The organism is Pseudoalteromonas sp. CuT4-3 (assembly GCF_035666335.1).
GTDB classification, from domain to species: domain Bacteria; phylum Pseudomonadota; class Gammaproteobacteria; order Enterobacterales; family Alteromonadaceae; genus Pseudoalteromonas; species Pseudoalteromonas atlantica.
On record NZ_CP142030.1, the window covers coordinates 220,608 to 239,300 of the forward strand.

General features: G+C 38.5%; 17 protein-coding genes. 7 read left to right on the forward strand and 10 right to left on the reverse strand.

All coding sequences use genetic code 11. From position 1 onward, the window contains the following. Window positions 1-2: 2 nt before the first annotated feature. The 10 genes from VOI46_RS01060 to VOI46_RS01105 all read right to left on the reverse strand — a co-directional run bounded on the left by VOI46_RS01060 (window position 3) and on the right by VOI46_RS01105 (window position 10,047). Window positions 3-515 (reverse strand): hypothetical protein, encoded by a 513-nt coding sequence (locus VOI46_RS01060; RefSeq protein WP_004588407.1) that lies wholly within the window; start codon window positions 513-515, stop codon window positions 3-5. 20 nt (window positions 516-535) lie between these two features. Beyond that, a complete protein-coding gene (locus tag VOI46_RS01065) occupies window positions 536-1,234 on the reverse strand; it encodes a HupE/UreJ family protein (protein ID WP_004588406.1) in 699 nt (232 codons plus the stop codon). 4 nt (window positions 1,235-1,238) lie between these two features. Then, the gene (locus tag VOI46_RS01070; RefSeq protein ID WP_004588405.1) at window positions 1,239-4,385 is read right to left on the reverse strand and encodes a CusA/CzcA family heavy metal efflux RND transporter; all 3,147 of its coding nucleotides are present in this window, start codon (window positions 4,383-4,385) and stop codon (window positions 1,239-1,241) included. 12 nt (window positions 4,386-4,397) lie between these two features. Further along, window positions 4,398-5,636, reverse strand: coding sequence for an efflux RND transporter periplasmic adaptor subunit (locus VOI46_RS01075; protein ID WP_324738125.1), 1,239 nt, complete (start codon window positions 5,634-5,636; stop codon window positions 4,398-4,400). A gap of 8 nt (window positions 5,637-5,644) precedes the next feature. Further along, window positions 5,645-6,913 carry a TolC family protein gene (locus VOI46_RS01080; RefSeq protein ID WP_004588403.1) on the reverse strand — a complete coding sequence of 423 codons (1,269 nt, stop codon included), beginning with the start codon at window positions 6,911-6,913 and terminating at the stop codon, window positions 5,645-5,647. 74 nt (window positions 6,914-6,987) lie between these two features. Beyond that, window positions 6,988-7,932, reverse strand: a complete 945-nt coding sequence (locus tag VOI46_RS01085; protein ID WP_004588402.1) for a M56 family metallopeptidase — start codon at window positions 7,930-7,932, stop codon at window positions 6,988-6,990. Between the two features lie 9 nt (window positions 7,933-7,941). Then, window positions 7,942-8,328: a BlaI/MecI/CopY family transcriptional regulator gene (locus VOI46_RS01090; RefSeq protein ID WP_004588401.1), complete on the reverse strand. Its 387-nt coding sequence runs from the start codon at window positions 8,326-8,328 to the stop codon at window positions 7,942-7,944. A gap of 405 nt (window positions 8,329-8,733) precedes the next feature. After that, window positions 8,734-9,135: a MerC family mercury resistance protein gene (locus VOI46_RS01095; protein ID WP_239978102.1), complete on the reverse strand. Its 402-nt coding sequence runs from the start codon at window positions 9,133-9,135 to the stop codon at window positions 8,734-8,736. 102 nt (window positions 9,136-9,237) lie between these two features. Continuing rightward, window positions 9,238-9,615 carry a MerR family transcriptional regulator gene (locus tag VOI46_RS01100; protein WP_004588890.1) on the reverse strand — a complete coding sequence of 126 codons (378 nt, stop codon included), beginning with the start codon at window positions 9,613-9,615 and terminating at the stop codon, window positions 9,238-9,240. Between the two features lie 42 nt (window positions 9,616-9,657). Next, the gene (locus tag VOI46_RS01105; RefSeq protein WP_004588889.1) at window positions 9,658-10,047 is read right to left on the reverse strand and encodes a Cd(II)/Pb(II)-responsive transcriptional regulator; all 390 of its coding nucleotides are present in this window, start codon (window positions 10,045-10,047) and stop codon (window positions 9,658-9,660) included. Window positions 10,048-10,124: 77 nt separating this feature from the next. On the opposite strand from VOI46_RS01105, the gene VOI46_RS01110 reads away from it, so the two are divergent. From VOI46_RS01110 to VOI46_RS01140, 7 genes are all read left to right on the forward strand, one after another. Further along, complete coding sequence (locus VOI46_RS01110) at window positions 10,125-10,739, forward strand: cation transporter (protein WP_004588888.1); 615 nt, start codon at window positions 10,125-10,127, stop codon at window positions 10,737-10,739. Window positions 10,740-10,794: 55 nt separating this feature from the next. Beyond that, window positions 10,795-11,526, forward strand: coding sequence for a transglutaminase family protein (locus tag VOI46_RS01115; protein WP_004588887.1), 732 nt, complete (start codon window positions 10,795-10,797; stop codon window positions 11,524-11,526). After that, the gene (locus VOI46_RS01120; RefSeq protein WP_004588886.1) at window positions 11,513-12,415 is read left to right on the forward strand and encodes a cation diffusion facilitator family transporter; all 903 of its coding nucleotides are present in this window, start codon (window positions 11,513-11,515) and stop codon (window positions 12,413-12,415) included. Before VOI46_RS01115 ends, VOI46_RS01120 begins: the two co-directional genes overlap by 14 nt. 55 nt (window positions 12,416-12,470) lie before the next feature. Further along, window positions 12,471-12,821, forward strand: a complete 351-nt coding sequence (locus VOI46_RS01125) for a hypothetical protein (RefSeq protein WP_004588885.1) — start codon at window positions 12,471-12,473, stop codon at window positions 12,819-12,821. Window positions 12,822-12,904: 83 nt separating this feature from the next. After that, window positions 12,905-14,122, forward strand: a complete 1,218-nt coding sequence (locus tag VOI46_RS01130) for a TolC family protein (RefSeq protein WP_004588884.1) — start codon at window positions 12,905-12,907, stop codon at window positions 14,120-14,122. A gap of 64 nt (window positions 14,123-14,186) precedes the next feature. Beyond that, window positions 14,187-15,443 (forward strand): efflux RND transporter periplasmic adaptor subunit, encoded by a 1,257-nt coding sequence (locus tag VOI46_RS01135; RefSeq protein ID WP_002962258.1) that lies wholly within the window; start codon window positions 14,187-14,189, stop codon window positions 15,441-15,443. Window positions 15,444-15,454: 11 nt separating this feature from the next. After that, complete coding sequence (locus VOI46_RS01140) at window positions 15,455-18,655, forward strand: CusA/CzcA family heavy metal efflux RND transporter (protein ID WP_004588883.1); 3,201 nt, start codon at window positions 15,455-15,457, stop codon at window positions 18,653-18,655. Window positions 18,656-18,693 lie beyond the last annotated feature (38 nt).

The following is an 18,693-nucleotide window of genomic DNA, read 5'->3' on the forward strand; positions in this document are numbered from 1 at the left end:
GTTTATTTAAGACCTTCAATAACGTAATCGCCATTGAAGATAAGTTGAATGCTAATATCTTGTTTAGTTGTATTTTTCCAATACCAACCATGAGAACCATCAAATGGGACTGTAAAGCTACCTTTCATCTCATTTACTGTGGCAATTGCATATGATTCAAAATAGCCTGTAGTGTCTCCTTTAGGCTCTCCATGTAAATCAACAAATAACTCTGCGCCATCAGTTGTCCATTCATAGGTTGCTTTTTGAAATTGCTTCATATCAAGTTTGTACTCGATACCTTCACCTGCGGGAACAGTAAGGATCACAGAGTCTTGTTCACCATCAGAGTACTGTTGCGCTGAGGGCGTTGAAGCCTCATCATTAAATACCGTTAAGCCAAGCTTTTCACCAATACCAGTAGGGTCAATGTTGTACTCCGCTGGCAAAATGAATAAAACAAGTGTAATTATCGCTACCAAGAATGAAAGAATTGTCGCTTTGATTAATGAGCGACTGGTTTTATTTGATTCCATAAATATATATCTCATAATAATTAACTAACAAAATATCCGGTTAGTTGCATACCAACTAACATGAAGCCACCACACATTAATGCTGTATTTGTAGCTTTGGCAAAACGGTTGAAGCTTTCGAATTGACGCCAAAAATTAATGGCTAGAAGAATAAACGCCAAAGCTAAGAATTGACCAATTTCAACACCAATATTGAAAGATAATAAGTTTGTAGCAAGCCCTTGCGACGGCAACTCAAATTCTTGAATTTTGGTTGCTAGACCAAACCCGTGGAACAGGCCAAAAATAAGCACCGCTTTTTTAGGGTTTGGTTGCTTTCCAAAGAAGTGTTTGAATCCACCTAAGTTATCAAAGCCTTTGTAAACAACTGATAAGCCGATGATTGCGTCGATTAGATAAGCATTAACTTGAATATTGGCAAGTACTCCACCCATTAACGTTAAGCTGTGCCCAATCGTGAACATACTGACATAAAGTAAAACGTCTCGACTGCTGCGTAAGAAAAACAATACACCGACTAAGAACAACAGGTGATCATAGCCCGTTACCATGTGCTTTGCGCCTATGTATATAAACGGCAGAACTTGCACACCCGTATTATTTTGTAAAAAGTTGCGTGTACTATCATCAACCCCATGTGCGAAGGCTTCAATTGAAGCCATCGACAGTAGAATCAATAACGGGTACAGCAAATAAGAAAATTTGAATTTTCCAAACATTTATTTACCCTTTATTTTCTAGTAATTGATTGTCATTTTGCTCAGCCAGGCTTTCGTCTTTTGAATGCAATAGACGATATAACGCAGGTAGAACAAATAACGTTAAGATTGTTGAAGAAATCACTCCTCCTATTACGACAGTAGCTAACGGCCTTTGCACTTCTGAGCCAATACCCGTATTTAACGCCATAGGTATAAACCCTAGTGAAGCGACTAATGCAGTGGTTAAAACTGGCCTTAATCTGGTTAAAGCCCCCTTAATAATGGCAGTTTCTAAATCATAGTTTTTCTTAACGAGATCTCTAATAAAGGAAACCATGACTAGGCCGTTTAATATCGCTATACCCGATAAAGCAATGAAGCCTACTGCCGCTGAAATAGAGAATGGAATGTCACGAACTATTAAAGCGAATATTCCACCTGTTAATGCCAGTGGCACGCCTGTAAATATAATCAATGAATCTTTCAATGAACCTAATGCAAGTAATAGCAAACCAATAATTAAGACTAATGTTACGGGGACAACTATGCTTAATCTTTGCGAAGCTGATTGTAGTTTTTGATATGTGCCGCCATACTCAATCCAATAACCAGCAGGCAATTGAACATTAGCATCTATGGCTTGTTGCACATCTTTAACAAAGCTACCTAAATCTCGTCCGCGAACATTAGCTGTAACCACAACTCTGCGTTTACCATTCTCACGATTCACTTGATTTACGCCTAGAGCCATTTCGATATTCGCTAATTCCTGTAGTGGTAGATAGCCACCGCTTGGCAAGGTAATTGGTAGCTGTGAAAGAGCATCTACATCTTGTCTTTGCTCCTCTGGTAAACGAACCACTATGTCGAAGCGCTTATCACCGTCGTAAAACTTACCTGCAATCTCACCTCCCATAGCAACAGCAACTTGATTTTGAAAATCAGAAATACTTAAACCATACAATGCTAATTGTTCACGTTTAGGGTCGAAAGTTAATACAGGTAAACCTTTAGTTTGCTCAACTTGAATATCACGAATGCCTTCAACACCTTGAATCGACTTTTCAAGCGCTTTTCCAAGCTCCGTTAACGTATCAAAATCGTCTCCAAACACCTTAATAGCAAGCTCAGCACGTACTCCTGCTAATAATTCATTGAAGCGCATTTGAATCGGTTGTAAAAACTCGTAACGGTTTCCCGGAATTGGTGTTACTAAAGCTTCGAGCTCTTTAACAAAATCTGCTTTAGGTTTATCTGGATCAGGCCATTCACTACGAGGTTTCAGAATTATAAAATTATCGGCTACACTCGGTGGCATAGCGTCCGTTGCAACATCTGGCGTCCCCACTTTTGCAAAAACGCGTTCAACCTCAGGTAATGACTTTATTCTGTCTTCTAGCACCTTTTGCATTTCAATAGATTGGGTAAGCGACGTGCCAGGTATACGTAAAGCGTGCATAGCAATATCACCTTCATCTAGATTTGGTACAAACTCGCTACCTAACTTAGTACTCATAACACCGGCAACAGAAACTAAAGCAACAGCACCAATTACCACCACCCATCGAGCTTTTAGTACCAAGGATAAAATAGGCTTGTAAAGTGAAACACTGGCTTTCATGATCACGTTTTCTTTTTCAACGACTTTACCTTTGAAGGTTAATGCGATTGCAGCAGGTATGAAGGTGACCGATAGGATCATTGCACTAACCAGCGCAATTACAACGGTAATCGCCATAGGGTGGAACATTTTCCCTTCTACACCTGTTAAAGCAAAAATGGGAAGGTACACAGCAGTGATAATAAAGACACCAAACAGTGCCGGACGAATCACTTCTCGTGTGGCTTCGTACACAAGCAGTAAGCGTTCTTTTACTGGCAATGCATTACCATTAGAAGCTTGGCTTAAACGGCGAAGGCAGTTTTCAACAATAATAATGGCACCATCTACAAGTAAACCAAAATCAAGCGCCCCTAAACTCATTAAGTTAGCACTGGTACGAGTTTGGATCATGCCTGTTACTGTCATAAGCATGGCAAAAGGAATTACAAGCGCTGTTAAAAATGCTGCTTTAAAATTACCTAGCAGCAAAAACAACACAACAATAACCAAGATAGCACCTTCAATAAGGTTCATTTTTACTGTATCGAGAGTTTTGTTAACCAATTTAGTTCGGTCATAAACGGCATTAACAACAATACCCTCAGGTAGAGATTTATTAATCTCTTTTAATCTTTCACCTACGCCTTTGGCAACCTTTTGGCTATTTTCACCTATTAACATGAAAACAGTACTTAATACGACTTCGCGGCCATTTTGTGTCGCCGCACCAGAGCGAAGCTCCTTGCCTTCGGTTACCTCAGCAACGTCTTTAACACGAATAACTCGGCCACTAGATGACGGTAAAGGAATATTTGCTAGTTGCTCAACAGTTTCAATTTGCCCCGGTAAACGAATCAACCATTGCGCACCACTTTTCTCTATAAACCCAGCCCCTTTGTTTTGGTTATGTTGATTAATAGCTTCAATTAAATTCTGCTGAGAAAGGCCGAACATTAATAACTTATCAGGGTTCAAGGCGATAAGTATTTCACGCTCATATCCACCGATAGGGTTTACCTCGACAACGCCTTCAACTTGCATAAGCTGCGGACGGATAACCCAGTCATGAACAGTTCTTAGATCTGTAGGAGTGATCTCACTACCATCTTTGTTAGTTGCCCCTTCACGCGCATCAACCGTAAACATAAAGATTTCCCCAAGCCCAGTAGAAATAGGGCCTAATTCAGGCTCTAAGCCAAAAGGGAGCTCAGATTTAGCGGCGCCTAAACGCTCGTTAACCAACTGCCTTGCAAAATAAATGTCAGTCTCATCTGTAAATATAGCAATTACTTGAGATAGGCCGTACCGTGAGACTGAACGAGTATATTCAAGGTTTGGCACACCTGATAGAGCTGTTTCAAGCGGGAATGTCACCCTTTGCTCTACTTCCAGAGGGGTATAGCCGGACGCTTCTGTATTAATAACTACCTGAACATTGGTAATGTCAGGTACAGCATCGATGGGCAGTTTTTGAAAGTTCCAAACGCCCAACATACCGACAGCAAAAACAAAAATGAGTATTAATTTGCTTCGCTCTATGGAAAATTTTAAAATCGAATCCAACATATCTTCAATTCCTTAGTGGTCGTGTGATGCGCCAGACTTTTCAATGTCAGCTTTAATGATGTAACTATTCGTTGTCACATATTCCGTTCCTAAAGGAATACCACTAAGTACTTCTACCCATTGGCCTGATTTACGACCGAGCTCTAACATACGCACTTCGTATTGGTCTTCGAACTTTCCGTAAACTACCGTAAAGTCACGAAAGCCTTGCAAGCTTTCTGCTTTAACCGCCATATCAACGGTATAGCTATCTACTAAAACTTGTCCTGTAACAAACTGACCTTGGCTAAATTGGTTATCTGAATTATCGATAACAGCGCGATAGACTTTGGCTTGTTCAGAGGTCAATTGATAAAGTGTGTCTGATAGTGATGTCTTTACTGCATCTTTAAAGCCCGGAATATGAATATCTACTTCAGTACCTAATGTGATCTTGCCCTGATCCATAGGGTAAACATTTAACTCAGCAACTAGCTTTTTGGTATTAGTAATGGTTAATAAAGTTCGACCAGAAGATTGCTCACCGATACCGACGTTTTGTGATGTAACCACACCATCTATTGGCGCAATCACTTTATATAGTTGTAAGCTTTCATTTGCCTCTATAGTCATCAAAACCTGCCCCTCTTTAACCGGCTTACCTAACTCAGTATTAAGCGATTTAATTTCTCCCGGAAAACGTGCTGAGATATTGCGAATAGCATTTGGTGGCAGAGTAAGCTCGCCATAAACCTTTAAGCGCTCTTCCATTTCTCGACTAGCAATAATTTCTGTTTCAATCCCCATTGACTCAGCCATGACATCAGCTATTTGTGTACGGCCTTCGTAATTGTCATAAGACCACTGATAAGTTTTACCTTTATACTTTGCCGTTACTGTCACGAGGAACGAGTGCGGCTCATAAATTTCCATGTCACCACGAAGATAATTGTTCTCAAGATAGAAGTTAATATTGTCAGTGCCATCTCCTAAACGAGAAAGTTTAACGTTTAAATCAACATCGTTTGGGTTTATAGCGCTCCCAGCCTTAGTTACAAAAACACGAAACTCTGGTGGTACTCCCGTTTCAAAAATGGCAAGCTCGATAGCAAAGTCACCATTACGAAGCATACGACCATTATTAGGTCCTTTTTCTACTTCTTGTACAGCTTCAACATTATTTTGTGCACATGTGACAGGGCTATACATAGATAGCCCTAACCCTATTTGAGTCAACGCAATTACAGCGGCAATAGATTTAAGTTTCATCATTTTCTCTCTTACATTGACACAGATGTGCCTGTTAATCGTTCTAATTCGATATTAAATAACTGAATATTGGTATACGCATCAATCAAGTCCGATTGTGCTTTCACTAACTCTTGTTGTACGACGTGCCAATCGGTATAACGATAGCTGCCGAGGCGATATGCTTCTTCTGCCTTTTTGCTAGCTTCTTCAAGGTATGGAATAGATTTGTTTGTTAAAGCGTCTATAACATGACGATTGTGTTTAAGTTTATGAGTCAGCAATAATGCTTGTGTTGAAATACGCTGATAAAGCGCATCTGATTTAGCTTTACTTTGGTTTTGCTTAGCTTGAAGAGAAGATATTTGACCTCTATTTCTATTATTTCCTCCTAATGGAATTGAGATCCCAGCAGTAAATGCAAAGTCATCTACCGCTTCATTTCTTCTAATACCAGTAGAAATAGACCATGATGGTTTTTGTTCGACAATCGCCAAGTCAATTTCGGATTGCATCACATCTTGTTCAATCAAAAAACGTTTTAGCTGTGGATTAGCCTTTAAACCTTCTAAAGCGGTATTTAGGTCCTTTAAGCTTGGAATATTCGCTAAATTACCATTGACTGCAAAACGAGTATTTCCTTCCCACTGTGCTGCAAGTTGAGACTTAGAAGCTTCTATTTCATGCGCTAAATCTTCCACTTCTAATTCAACTAGTGATAGCGCAGCTTTTGCTCTTAACTCATCAACAACAAAAGAGCTACCTGCTTTAACTTTACGTTTAATTTGCTCGAGAGCTTGTTGAGATTGTCTCTGTGCTAATTTTGCCAAATCCAATTTCATAATCTGTGAAAGCAACTTGATATAGATACGAGCCGTCTCTGATGCAACATCAATCGCTTTGACTTGTTGTTCAATAGACGCAGACGATACCTTGGTATTTGCCAACTTTACTCGCGAGTCAATGTGGTCTTTTTCTAACAGCCAAGAAATACTGAGTGTAGTTTGTAGGCCCTTAACTCCCGAGTAACTACCTGTACCAAACGCATCTTCAGCAAAAGCGTTAACTATCATAGGAGTGCCAACACTTGCTTGTTCAACTAATGCTAATGCCGATTCTTTTTTATAAATGTAAGACCTTAGTTCTGGATGCTTTTTAAGCGATAAACCTATCGCTTCATTTAATGAAATTGTATTTTTTGCATGAGCAGATAACGTAACGCTAAACAAACCGATACAACTTAACACCCTAAAAAACCGACTTGCAATCGGTTTTTTAGTTGGATTTTTTCTAAAAAACATAAGTTTACCCTTTTAGACTTACTACCCATAAAACCGACCTTAGATCGGTTTTAAAATTAAAAAAAATAAGCCACTTAGTGACCAAAGAAGGTTTCCATAAAGTGATGAATACCATCGATTGAAGCTGAAGAAACAATCACTAAAACCATAACTAACGAAAATGTTATACCTTTGTGAATTGGTTCAAGCTTCAATTTATCAAGCAGAAAATATATACGCTGCTCTAGTACATCCGCACCAAAATTTACCACTAAGCTTTTATTTTTTAATAGATCGCTTTGCGCATTAAGCTTAGCAACTTTTACTAGTGTACTGGCCACAAATAGTTTTGAAGTACCGCTTTTTATTACTGCGTTGTCGGCTTCTTGCTCCATTGCTAAAATCATATGTAGCTTCAGCCTTTGTGCTATCGGTTTTATAAAAAATAAACATAACAGGGTAAAAAGCCACTTCTTCGCAGGATCATTTGTCGTAATATGTGCCCTTTCATGTTTAATAACTACGTCGTACTCTTCACAAGTGGTTTGCTCAATAAGGGCAGTAGTGACAAAGCACTTTTTAGTAAAGAAACCACTCGTAAATGCAGATGCATTATCTGATTCTATTTGGTATATATCCGTTTCTATATTCGTTGAAAAGCACATCAATGATTCGATTTCTCTTTTGTGGTTCCATAAAAGGCGCCCTTGACTTATTAAGACATACATTACGAAAAACAGCGCAACGCCAACGGTAAAGCCATGCCAGCTAAACCATTCAAAATGAGTCATATGGTGCCAATGTAAAAAAGCAAAATCATATAGGCTATCCCCGGTGTGGTAGGCCTGAAGTATTAAAATTGCTAGTACAAAGCTGAGGGCCCAAGGCAATGATACAACTGTCCAAAGCAAGAACTTACGGGACTTAACTTCAATTTTTATAATTTGCTGACCAAAGAGCGAAAAAATCGCTGACAAAGAGACATTTGCCACAATAAAGGTAATTGAAAAGATAGCTAATAAATTAAAAAAAACAGACATATTTTTAAGCTACTCTTTTTCACTGTTGAGTTTTTGCTTTTGCTCTTCGATAAGTGATTCTAACTTATCCAACTGCTCAACATTGAAGTCTTTAGAAATTGAAGTAAAAGCTGCTATGAGGCTATTATCGTCTTCTGTTATAAAATCGCTTGTTACCGATTTAATAAGCTGGCCTATTAACTCATGCCTTTCAACTCTAGGCTGATAATGAAATGCATAGCCAATTTTCTCTCTAGACAAAAGCTCTTTCTTAAACAAACGATCTAACGTGCTTTGGTAAGTATTCAGACTTCCACCACGTAGCTTTTCAAAATGGGTATAGACTTGCTTCACATCTGAGGACTTATGCTGCCACAAATATTGAAGTACTAATTTTTCTAATTCACCTAACTTCATATGAGCCTCAATTTAAAACCGATTAATGATAGGTATTAAATCAAAAGTAAAACCGATGTTCAATAGGTTTTATTTAAATAATTCTGAAAAATAATACTTTAGTGAACAATTTGTAATTAACATACCATTGAAAAATTTGATTTATGAGCTTAAAGACCGAGCCGGAAAAGGCTTCTAAAGTGATACGAATTTACCTTTTCGCTCCAATAAGACCCCGAAAAGTGGCTCGTATAGCTATCTAGGTTAATGCTTTCAAAAAGCAGAAGTATATTTCCGATAACTATCTTTGAAGCCCTAGAAACGGAAGTTTACTTCCGTTTTGTACTTTAAGATTATAAGCCGGTATCTAATGAAAGCTCGGAAGTCCAACTCGTTTCTGCCCCAAAACGAGTTAACGTAAATGCTCTAAGGGCAGCTTTGAGCGAAAAGCAGACATTGACCGTTAATCGTTTCAACGACGGCAATTAGCCATACGTTGCATGTTTGCTCCCTTACTGGTTTTACGATATCCAAAACCGACATAACGACCATTAAGCAAATACCAAAGTAAAATAGGTATGTGCTCCAATCATATAGCCAAAGAGGATAAAGCGTTAATAGCACTGCTACAGGCCCTAGAATGCTGAAGACAGCTCTGGTATGGTTTTTATTTTTGTGCCAGTTGTATAAGTTTACCAATAGTTCCAAAGATGCAAAAATAGGTAAAAGCGTATTTACAGCTATTCCTTCGAAGTGAGAGAAGAAGCCTAGTCCTAATGCCGATGCAAGTGACCTTAATGCAGGGAGGCAGGCCGTGCCGCTAGCCAAACGCCACTAGAGCCTACTCTGTCTAATATTTTATTTATCATTTGAAAGTCTATTGGTTGATATTACCATCATTCTAAACTCCGTATACAAGTACGGAGTCAATCATTTTAATGAGTCAATTATGGGGCAATGTGTTGGATCTTCGTTTTGCATACAGGTATTTGTCATACCCACAATTACTTTCTCTAAACGTTGAAGGTCATTAATTTTGTCTCGAATGATTGCTAACTTTTGTCGGTTTAATAGCTCAACTTGAGCGCAGTTGCTGTCCATAGACATTAGCGATTTTATTTCTCTTAACGTAAAGCCGAGCGCTTTGGCTTTTGTGATAAACCTAAGTTGTCCTGCTATTGATTCGTCATATTGTCTATAACCAGATATTGGTTTTTCAGGTTGTGTAATCAGTCCTTCTCGTTCATAAAAACGAATGGTTTCTACATTTAAATTTAATGATTGTGCTAATTTGCCAATGGTTTTCATTATTGCCTTTGTGAATACTACTAATCTAAAGTTATATTTAGTTCAACTATCTAATGACTTGATAATGCCACAGACTTCAATTGTACCGTCAGACCCGCAAGAGCTTGCCATTAGTTTTAACTCTTTTTTGAGTGCATTCAATTCCTTCATTCGTTGATTAACTAAAGTTAGTTGCCGATCAATTAATGCATTTACACTAGAGCAACTCTCCTCTGGCTTGTTTTTTAATTCAATGAGTCGCTTAATATCATTAAGCGGAATATCTAAACTTCGACAATGCTTTACGAACTCTAGCTCTTTAAATGCCTTATTAGAATACAACCTGAAATTCCCTTCAGTGCGATCAGGATCTGACAGCAAGCCCTCCTTTTCATAATATCGGATGGTTTGTACTGAATACCCCGATGTTTTCGATAACTCACCAATTTTCATAAAATTTCCAAATAAACTTGACCCTATAGTCACTATAGGATTTATAGTTAGAGCATACAAGTTAATCGGAGATGAAAATGAGCGATTGTGGGTGTGAAGTTGAGCTAAAAGATAACCAGCAAAAAACGGTGCTTTATTGGCTTCTGGCTATCAATGCCTCGATGTTTGTTTTTGAAATTGGCTTTGGTTGGTTATCAGAATCAACGGCTTTAATTGCAGATTCGTTAGACATGCTAGCGGATGCAATCGTCTATGCAATTGCACTATACGCGGTGGGAAAGTCAATCCAACATAAGGCTAATGCTGCTTTAGTGAGTGGCTATTTCCAACTGGGGTTAGGCGTGCTAATTCTAATGGATATTGCTAGAAGGCTGTATGGTGAAAGTGAGCCTCACTCTTGGTTTATGATTGGCGTAGGCATGGTTGCTTTAGTTGCAAATGTGATTTGTCTCATCCTTATTCGAAAGCACAACAACGATGAAGTACATATGAGAGCTAGCTGGATATTTTCAGCGAATGATGTAATTGCAAATCTTGGTGTCGTTATCGCAGGCATACTCGTTATGGTGCTGAAACAGCGTTGGCCTGATATCGTCATTGGTAGCATCATTTCAATGTTAATTCTTCGAGGCGCTTACCGAATACTAAGCGATGCTAAACAAGAATTAGCTGTTGCTGAGAAAACACGTTAAACACCAAATGAAGATAAACAATCAACCTTTGGTTGTTCAAAGTAAGGAAACATCAATGAATAGCAAATATCTAGAAAAAACCAAGATAGTAAATTTTGAACACTCTACAATTCAATCATTAATTTCTGAGCGTAATTGGCAAGAACTCGATGACTTCAACAAAATTGGTGCAGCCTACCAATTTGTTAAAGATGAAATATTATTTGGTTACAATGAGAGTGATGATATTTCAGCAAGCAGTGTTTTAGCCGATGGTTACGGACAATGCAATACCAAGGGTAACTTGCTGATGGCTTTGTTACGAGGATTAGGTATTCAATGTCGTTTTCACGGCTTTACTATTGAGCAGCGATTACAAAAAGGAGCTATTCCAACTTATGTATTTTGGTTAGCACCTAAATATATCATTCATAGTTGGATTGAAGTTTATTTCAAGGATCGTTGGATAAACTTAGAAGGCTTTATATTAGATGAACAATATTTAAGTTCACTACAGCACAAATTTAGTCAAATAAAAAACGAATTTTGTGGTTATGGTGTTGCAACAAAGTGTTTCTCTTCGCCAGATACAGATTGGCGTGGTCAAGATACCTATATACAAAAAGAAGGTATTCATGATGATTTTGGTGTTTATAATTCCCCTGATGAGTTTTATCTCGAAAAAGGAACTAACTTATCAGGAATCAAACGTTGGATGTATCAACGAGTGATCCGTCACTTTATCAATTTTAACGTAGTCAATGTAAGAAATTTAAAAGTTCTTGAGGTGGAAAATGCACAATCATAGCCATAGCCATTCGCATGGAAAAGACGACCGTATAGGTTGGACATTTTTCCTTAATGTTTCATTTACTATTATCGAATTTATTGGTGGTTGGCTAACCAACAGTACCGCTATTATGGCTGATGCTGTACATGACCTGGGTGACAGTTTATCTATAGGATTCGCTTGGATACTGAGTCGTTTCTCGGATAAAGAAGCATCCGATAGATTTAGCTATGGCTATCGTCGTCTTACCCTGTTTGGCGCATTAATTAACAGTATTGTATTAGTTATTGGTTCTGTCTGGGTGCTATTTGAAGCAATACCAAGATTATCTAATCCTGAAATGCCAATGGCTGAAGGAATGTTGGGTCTTGCATTACTTGGGGTTGCTGTTAATGGGTATGCAGTATTTAAACTAAAAGCGGGTAAAACGCTGAACGAAAAAGTACTTACGTGGCATTTGCTTGAAGACGTACTTGGCTGGGTTGCAGTCCTAATTGTTTCTATCGTGCTGCTTTTTGTAGATCTACCAATATTAGATCCTTTGCTTTCTATAGGCTTTACACTGTTTATATTGTTTAACGTTTTGAAAAACCTGAAAACAACATTGGCACTATTTCTTCAAGCTACACCTGATGAAGAAGTGCAGAATAATATTGAAAAAGCGATAAAGGCTATACCTGAAATTAATGGGATTCATCATATGCACTTTTGGTCATTAGACGGGGAAAGTCACGTATTAACTGCTCACCTAGAGTTAGCCCATAACTTTGAGGTTGATAAATTAATTAGGCTAAAACAACAAGTGGCTAAGGAACTTTCTTCTTATAATTTATCTCATACAACCATTGAGTTTGAGTTTCCTCAAGAAACTTGCCGTGACGAGCATGAAAAACATGCGCATGGCTAGTTTAGAAAACCTTTTTTTGATATTATAATTTTTCATATTTAAGTAGGTGTTTATTTTGAAATTCAATGTTGCGTTAAAAATACTATTAGTCGTTTCGATTGTTTTGCAATCGTTAACTGCTGTTGTATCCGCAACACCTGAGAATCACCAAATAGATATAGAGCACCTTCAAATTCAACATGATCATGCAGATGATCGAAATGTCTCAAATGATAATGTAGGTGATGAGCAGCATAATGAAAAAGATTGTCATCACTGCGGTCATTGCAGTGGCAGCCACTTATCTTGGATTTTAGTCAGTAATTCAAATACCACGGGCAAACTAAACATTATCAATAAAACGCCTTATCAAATTGATCAAACAAGTACCTTTCTTGAAGCGATACTTCGTCCGCCTATTTCTTAATTAGATTAATTTTTAATGACCTATTTATCCTTTAATAATGGATAAAGGTTTCGTGTTTATTAATTTTAAAATTAAGAATTTTTATGTATATATATTTAAAAAATGCAGGTTTAACCCTGTCTTTATGTATGGCTGTGAGTTTTTCAGTTGCCACTTATGCCAAACAGAAAAGTATTTCATGGCTAGATAGTCAAATAAATAAAGATCCCGAAGTTGTTGCGGCTAAAGAGTTACTTAATGCAAGTAATCATAGAGCCAAGAGCTTAACTAAAGCCGTATATAACCCAGAGCTTGAAGCAAGCTATGAAAAAGAGGGTGATTTTGATAATTATTCTATTGGTATCAGTCAAACGATTGATTTTTGGGATAAGCAATCAGCAAATAAAAGCATTGGTGAAATTGGTGTTTATGCAAACCAGCAACAATTGTTATCTCTACTCGATTCTAAAAAGGCTAACGCTTTAACTGCAATAGTTAATTGGCAAGCAGCAAAAAAGGTGGCTCAGTTACTTTCAGTAAGAGAAAATCAATTACAAACGCTCGTTGGAATTATTGAAGATAAGCGAAAAGCAGGACTTTTAGAGCCACTTGACGCTGAACTGGTTTATTTAAACTTGTCCCAAGTTTTCAGTGAAATATCTGAGTCGCAAATTGCTTTGAAAAATGCAGAGGTAAATGTTCAGGAGTTATTGCCTGATTGGACGCCTAATACTACCAATTTGTTTTCATTTACTTTTGGAGCAACAAACTATTCATTTAACTCTCAGTGGGTTGAGGAACATCCAAAAGTTAAACTCGCTAGAGCGCAATGGAAGATAAAACAATCTAAAGCTCAACTAACCACTATGGAATCTAAAGCCAATCCAACCATTGGAGTTAACGCAGGGAAAAGTGGAGATGAAGACTTGATTGGCGTGACTTTCTCAATGCCTTTAAATATCAGAAATAACTATTCAGATACTGTTAAAGCCGCTTATTCAGAAGCAATTGCAGCAGAGGCTAACTTTCGGTCGGTTTATCGAAAGCAGTCATTTGAAGCAAAAGCTAATTATGAATCGCTTATTGTCAGTAAAAAATATTATGAGCAATGGCAAAAACTGACAAAAGGCAGATTAGATAGCAGCGAAAACTTATTAAATAAGCGCTGGGAAGCTGGTGACATTAATACTTCTGACTACTTACTTGCATTAAATCAACGTGCGGAAGGGCTTCATGCAGGAATACGTTTGGAAAATCAATTCAAGCTTGCAGAAATATCCTTCATTTTAAGTATGGGTCAGTTATCCAAATTTGAGATTTGAGCGCTTTGTTTTTTCAGTAGCGAAAAACGAAATCTTAAATTTATTAAAAATATAGGTTACAAAAATGAATACAGTAATTAGTAAAAAATTTTTAGCCGTAGTAATTAGCTGCCTGTTAGTTGGGTTTACTACAAATCATGATGCTTTTGCACAGTCGTCAGATGGAACTGGTTCTGTCACAAACGTTTCGAAACAAGAAGAAAAAGAACATCAAGATGAGCATGAACACGAAAAGGGACATGAAGAAGATAAAGGTGACCATGACGAGCACGGCCATGAAGGTGGTAATAAAGAGGGAGAAGAAGGACATGAAGAAGGTATCACTATTGATCCAAAGAAGATGTCGCTTGCTAACATTAAAGTGGAAAGTGTTAAGCCTGAATATCAATTTAGCTCCGTATATGCACCTGGCGAAATAAAAGCTAATGGCTATAAAAGTTATGTGGTATCACCACGTACAGAGTCAGTCATTATCAGTCGCCATGCAGCGCTTGGCGAGTATGTAGAAATAGGTCAGAAGTTAGTTACATTATTTAGTGAAGCAATGGCACAAGCACAAGCTGACTATTTAATCGCTTCAACCGAATGGCAACGTGTAAAAAAGCTGGGTAATAAGACGGTGAGTGAAAGTCGATTATTACAAGCTGAAACAACATACAATGCGAGCTATGGCAAGCTCATTGCTTTAGGGTTAACTGAAAAAGCAATAAATGGTATTTCTAACAAAGACATTAAAGCATTTGGACAATATGCATTAACGGCGCACCGTGAAGGTGTCGTGCTTCAAGACGACTTTATCCAAGGGCAACGTGTTGATGCTGGGGATTCAGTCATGTTGTTAGCTGATGAAAAACAACTATGGGTTGAAGCAAAAGTTTCTCCAAATAAAAAGCTAAATTTATCAATTGATTCTCCTGCGGTACTTAAATTAGAAGGCCAGAGTTACAATGCCAAAGTTATCCAAGAAGCCCATACAATTGATCCCGTAACTCGTACAAGAATTATTAGATTGGGGGTACAGAATGCTGATGATAACCTTCATTCAGGTATGTTTGTAAAAGTTTACTTTCAGTTTGCCACAAAGCAGAAAGTGATGGCTGTGCCAGAAGAAGCATTGATCCGCAGCGCAGATGGTGATTGGACCGTATTTGTCGAAGACCACCCTGGAGAATTTAAAGCTGTAGAAGTAGAACTAGGCCGAGCCTTAGGTGATTTTAGGGAAATCATTGGCCTTGATAGTGGGACGCGAATTGTAACCAAAGGCGCATTTTTTGTTGCTTCTGAAATCGCTAAAGGCGGATTTGATCCGCATAACCACTAAGGAGCAAGACTATGTTTAATAAAATAATAGATTGGTCTGTTAATAATAGACTCCTGATTTTGATTGCGCTGTTTGCCACAATTGTCGGCGCAATTATGGTTATACCAAAACTAAATTTAGATGCCTTTCCTGATGTTACTAATGTTCAAGTTGCTGTAAATACTGAAGCGCCAGGACTAGCTGCTGAAGAAGTTGAACAACTCATTACGTACCCCATTGAAGCGGTCATGTATGCCTTACCTGATGTAGAACAAGTGCGCTCAATTTCTAAAACAGGCTTGTCTGGCGTCACGGTTGTTTTCAAAGAAGGCACCGACATTTACTTTGCAAGACAACTTGTATTTGAGCGTCTTCAAGCCGCAAAAGAACTGATACCAGAAGGTGTCGGCACACCCGAAATGGGGCCAAACACCTCAGGGCTAGGCCAAGTATTTCAGTACCTTCTTATTTCAGATAAAGATGCAGGCTATGATGCTATGGCACTCAGGAGTCTCAATGATTGGGTAGTAAAATTACTCGTTATGCCTGTCGATGGTGTTACTGATGTACTCTCCTTTGGAGGTATTGTTAGGCAGTACCAAGTAAATGTAGATCCATCTAAGCTTCTTTCTTATAACCTAACGCAAGAAGACGTTGTTGGTGCCCTAGATAACAACAATGCCAATGTTGGCGGATGGTATATGAACCGTGGGCAAGAGCAGCTTGTTATTAGAGGTGCAGGTTGGTTTGAAAGTGGTGACGCTGGTATTAGTAATATCAAACAAGTTCCCGTCAAAACAGTTGATGGGACAGTTGTGACGGTTTCGGATATTGCTAAAGTTGAAATGGGCAGTGAAATTCGTCAAGGTGCTGTCACAATGACGCGCAAAACCGAAGACGGTAAAGTCGAAAATTTAGGTGAAGTTGTCTCTGGCATTGTCTTAAAACGCATGGGGTCTAATACTAAAGCCACCATTGATGGTATCAATGCAAGAATCCCATTGATTAATCAAGCATTGCCTAAAGGTGTTCGCTTTGAACCATTTTATGATCAGGCTGATTTGATTGAAAAAGCCGTTGATACAGTAGTTGATGCACTATTACTAGCATTTATTTTCATCTGTATTGTATTAGCACTATTTTTAATGAATATACGTGCAACCTTCCTTGTCCTAATATCTATTCCAATTTCAATTGGTATCGCGTTAATGATCATGGCTTGGTGGGGCATTTCTGCAAACCTTATGTCATTGGGTGGCATTGCCGTAGCCATTGGTATGCTAGTTGATGGTTCAGTCGTGATGGTTGAAAACATGTTTAAGCATTTAAATAGACCAGACTCTACCCATTTAAAAACTGTAAAAGAAAGAGTGCCTAGTGCTGATACTGATCCACATGATGTAGAACAAGATGAGCATGGTATTAAGTTACGTCTTCAAAATGCGGGTAAAGAAGTGGCTCGTCCCGTATTTTTTGCAGCTTCTATTATTTTAGTCGTATTTACGCCTTTATTTAGCTTTGAAGGTGTTGAGGCAAAGTTATTTCAACCTATGGCAATAAGCATCATTTTAGCTGTTATATCTGCTATTGTGGTTGCGTTGTTTGTTGTACCCGCTTTAGCTACTTATTTATTTAAGTCAGGTGTAAAAGAGAGGGAAAGCTTTGTTCTTAGGCCATTAGACAAACTCTACAGAAAAGGGCTTACATTCGCACTAAAACGCACCAAATTAGTCATTTCAGCCGCACTTATATTAGTTTTCTCTGCCTTTGCATTAGTTCCATTAATTGGTACTGAATTTGTACCTGAGTTAGAAGAAGGGACGATAAACTTAAGAGCAACGCTTGCACCTTCTTCCAGTTTAGATACCGCGCTCACTGTGGCACCAATTCTAGAAGAAAAACTAATGGCTTTCCCTGAAGTAACCTATGCATTAAGCCGAATTGGTCGAGCAGAAATAGGTGGAGACCCAGAGCCTGTGAATAACATCGAAATTTACATAGGGTTGAAGCCTGTTTCTGAGTGGACCAGTGCATCTAATCGATATGAACTTCAAGGAAAAATGGAGAGATCTTTAGAAGAATTCCCTGGGTTGCTACTCAACTTTTCTCAACCTATTGCGACTCGTGTCGATGAGCTACTATCTGGTGTTAAGGCTCAGTTGGCGATAAAGTTGTTTGGGCCTGAACTTGAGGTACTGGCGGCTAAAGGTCAAGAAATAGAAACAGCAATTAAAAACATTGAAGGTGCAAGGGATGTTGCATTGGAGCAAATTGCTGGTGAAGCGCAATTGGTGATAAGTCCTAACAGGCAAGAACTATCACGCTTTGGATTGTCTGTGAGTGACATAATGGAGGTTGTGCGTGATGGTATTGGTGGTGTTGAAGCCGGACAAATAATCAATGGTAATGAACGTTATGATATTTACGTTCGCATAGAGGAAGAGTACCGAAGTAACAAAGAAGCTATTGCTGATATTCGGCTTCAATCACCTACTGGTGCTTGGGTGCGGCTGGGTGACGTAGCCTCAGTCTCATTTGAGTCAGGCCCACCACAAGTTAGACGCGATGATGTACAACGAAGAGTCGTTATCCAAGCAAATGTACAAAATCGAGATATGGGAAGCGTGGTTGCCGATATCAGAACGGTAATTGCTGAAAAGGTTGACTTACCTTCAGGTTATTCTGTTTCGATTGGCGGCCAGTTCGAAAGTCAAAAACGTGCTCAAAATAGGTTAGCTATAGTTGTACCTTTATCGTTAGCACTAATCGCACTACTACTTTACTTTGCCTTTGGTTCTGTTGGTCAAGCTATGCTGATATTGGTCAACGTGCCGCTTGCTGTAATTGGCGGAGTTTTCTCCTTATATTTATCTGGACAATACTTGTCTGTACCAAGCTCCGTTGGCTTTATTACCTTATTTGGTGTAGCGGTATTGAATGGGGTCGTTATGGTAGAAAGTATCAACCAACGTATTAAAGACGGTCTAGAAGCATCTAAAGCCGTTTTTGAAGGCGCTACTTCAAGATTAAGACCTGTACTTATGACTGCTATAACATCAGCTTTAGGTTTGATACCGATGTTAATGTCTAATGGTGTTGGTGCAGAAATACAGCGCCCATTAGCGAGTGTTATTGTTGGCGGCTTGGTAACTGCAACACTGTTAACATTATTTGTTTTACCTGTTTTATATCGCTGGTTTTCAGAGAAAAAAATAAAAGAGCTATCCAGATAAAATTACTGTGAACTCTAACCCCACGCTAAAGTCACGTT

Coding starts and splice junctions, on each gene's coding strand:
- VOI46_RS01085 (WP_004588402.1), bottom strand. CDS start 7,932: ATGTCTGTTTTTTTTAATTTATTAGCTATCTTTTCAATTACCTTTATT.
- VOI46_RS01060 (WP_004588407.1), bottom strand. CDS start 515: ATGGAATCAAATAAAACCAGTCGCTCATTAATCAAAGCGACAATTCTT.
- VOI46_RS01115 (WP_004588887.1), top strand. CDS start 10,795: ATGAATAGCAAATATCTAGAAAAAACCAAGATAGTAAATTTTGAACAC.
- VOI46_RS01065 (WP_004588406.1), bottom strand. CDS start 1,234: ATGTTTGGAAAATTCAAATTTTCTTATTTGCTGTACCCGTTATTGATT.
- VOI46_RS01075 (WP_324738125.1), bottom strand. CDS start 5,636: ATGATGAAACTTAAATCTATTGCCGCTGTAATTGCGTTGACTCAAATA.
- VOI46_RS01070 (WP_004588405.1), bottom strand. CDS start 4,385: ATGTTGGATTCGATTTTAAAATTTTCCATAGAGCGAAGCAAATTAATA.
- VOI46_RS01100 (WP_004588890.1), bottom strand. CDS start 9,615: ATGAAAACCATTGGCAAATTAGCACAATCATTAAATTTAAATGTAGAA.
- VOI46_RS01090 (WP_004588401.1), bottom strand. CDS start 8,328: ATGAAGTTAGGTGAATTAGAAAAATTAGTACTTCAATATTTGTGGCAG.
- VOI46_RS01135 (WP_002962258.1), top strand. CDS start 14,187: ATGAATACAGTAATTAGTAAAAAATTTTTAGCCGTAGTAATTAGCTGC.
- VOI46_RS01105 (WP_004588889.1), bottom strand. CDS start 10,047: ATGAAAATTGGTGAGTTATCGAAAACATCGGGGTATTCAGTACAAACC.
- VOI46_RS01110 (WP_004588888.1), top strand. CDS start 10,125: ATGAGCGATTGTGGGTGTGAAGTTGAGCTAAAAGATAACCAGCAAAAA.
- VOI46_RS01080 (WP_004588403.1), bottom strand. CDS start 6,913: ATGTTTTTTAGAAAAAATCCAACTAAAAAACCGATTGCAAGTCGGTTT.
- VOI46_RS01130 (WP_004588884.1), top strand. CDS start 12,905: ATGTATATATATTTAAAAAATGCAGGTTTAACCCTGTCTTTATGTATG.
- VOI46_RS01120 (WP_004588886.1), top strand. CDS start 11,513: ATGCACAATCATAGCCATAGCCATTCGCATGGAAAAGACGACCGTATA.
- VOI46_RS01140 (WP_004588883.1), top strand. CDS start 15,455: ATGTTTAATAAAATAATAGATTGGTCTGTTAATAATAGACTCCTGATT.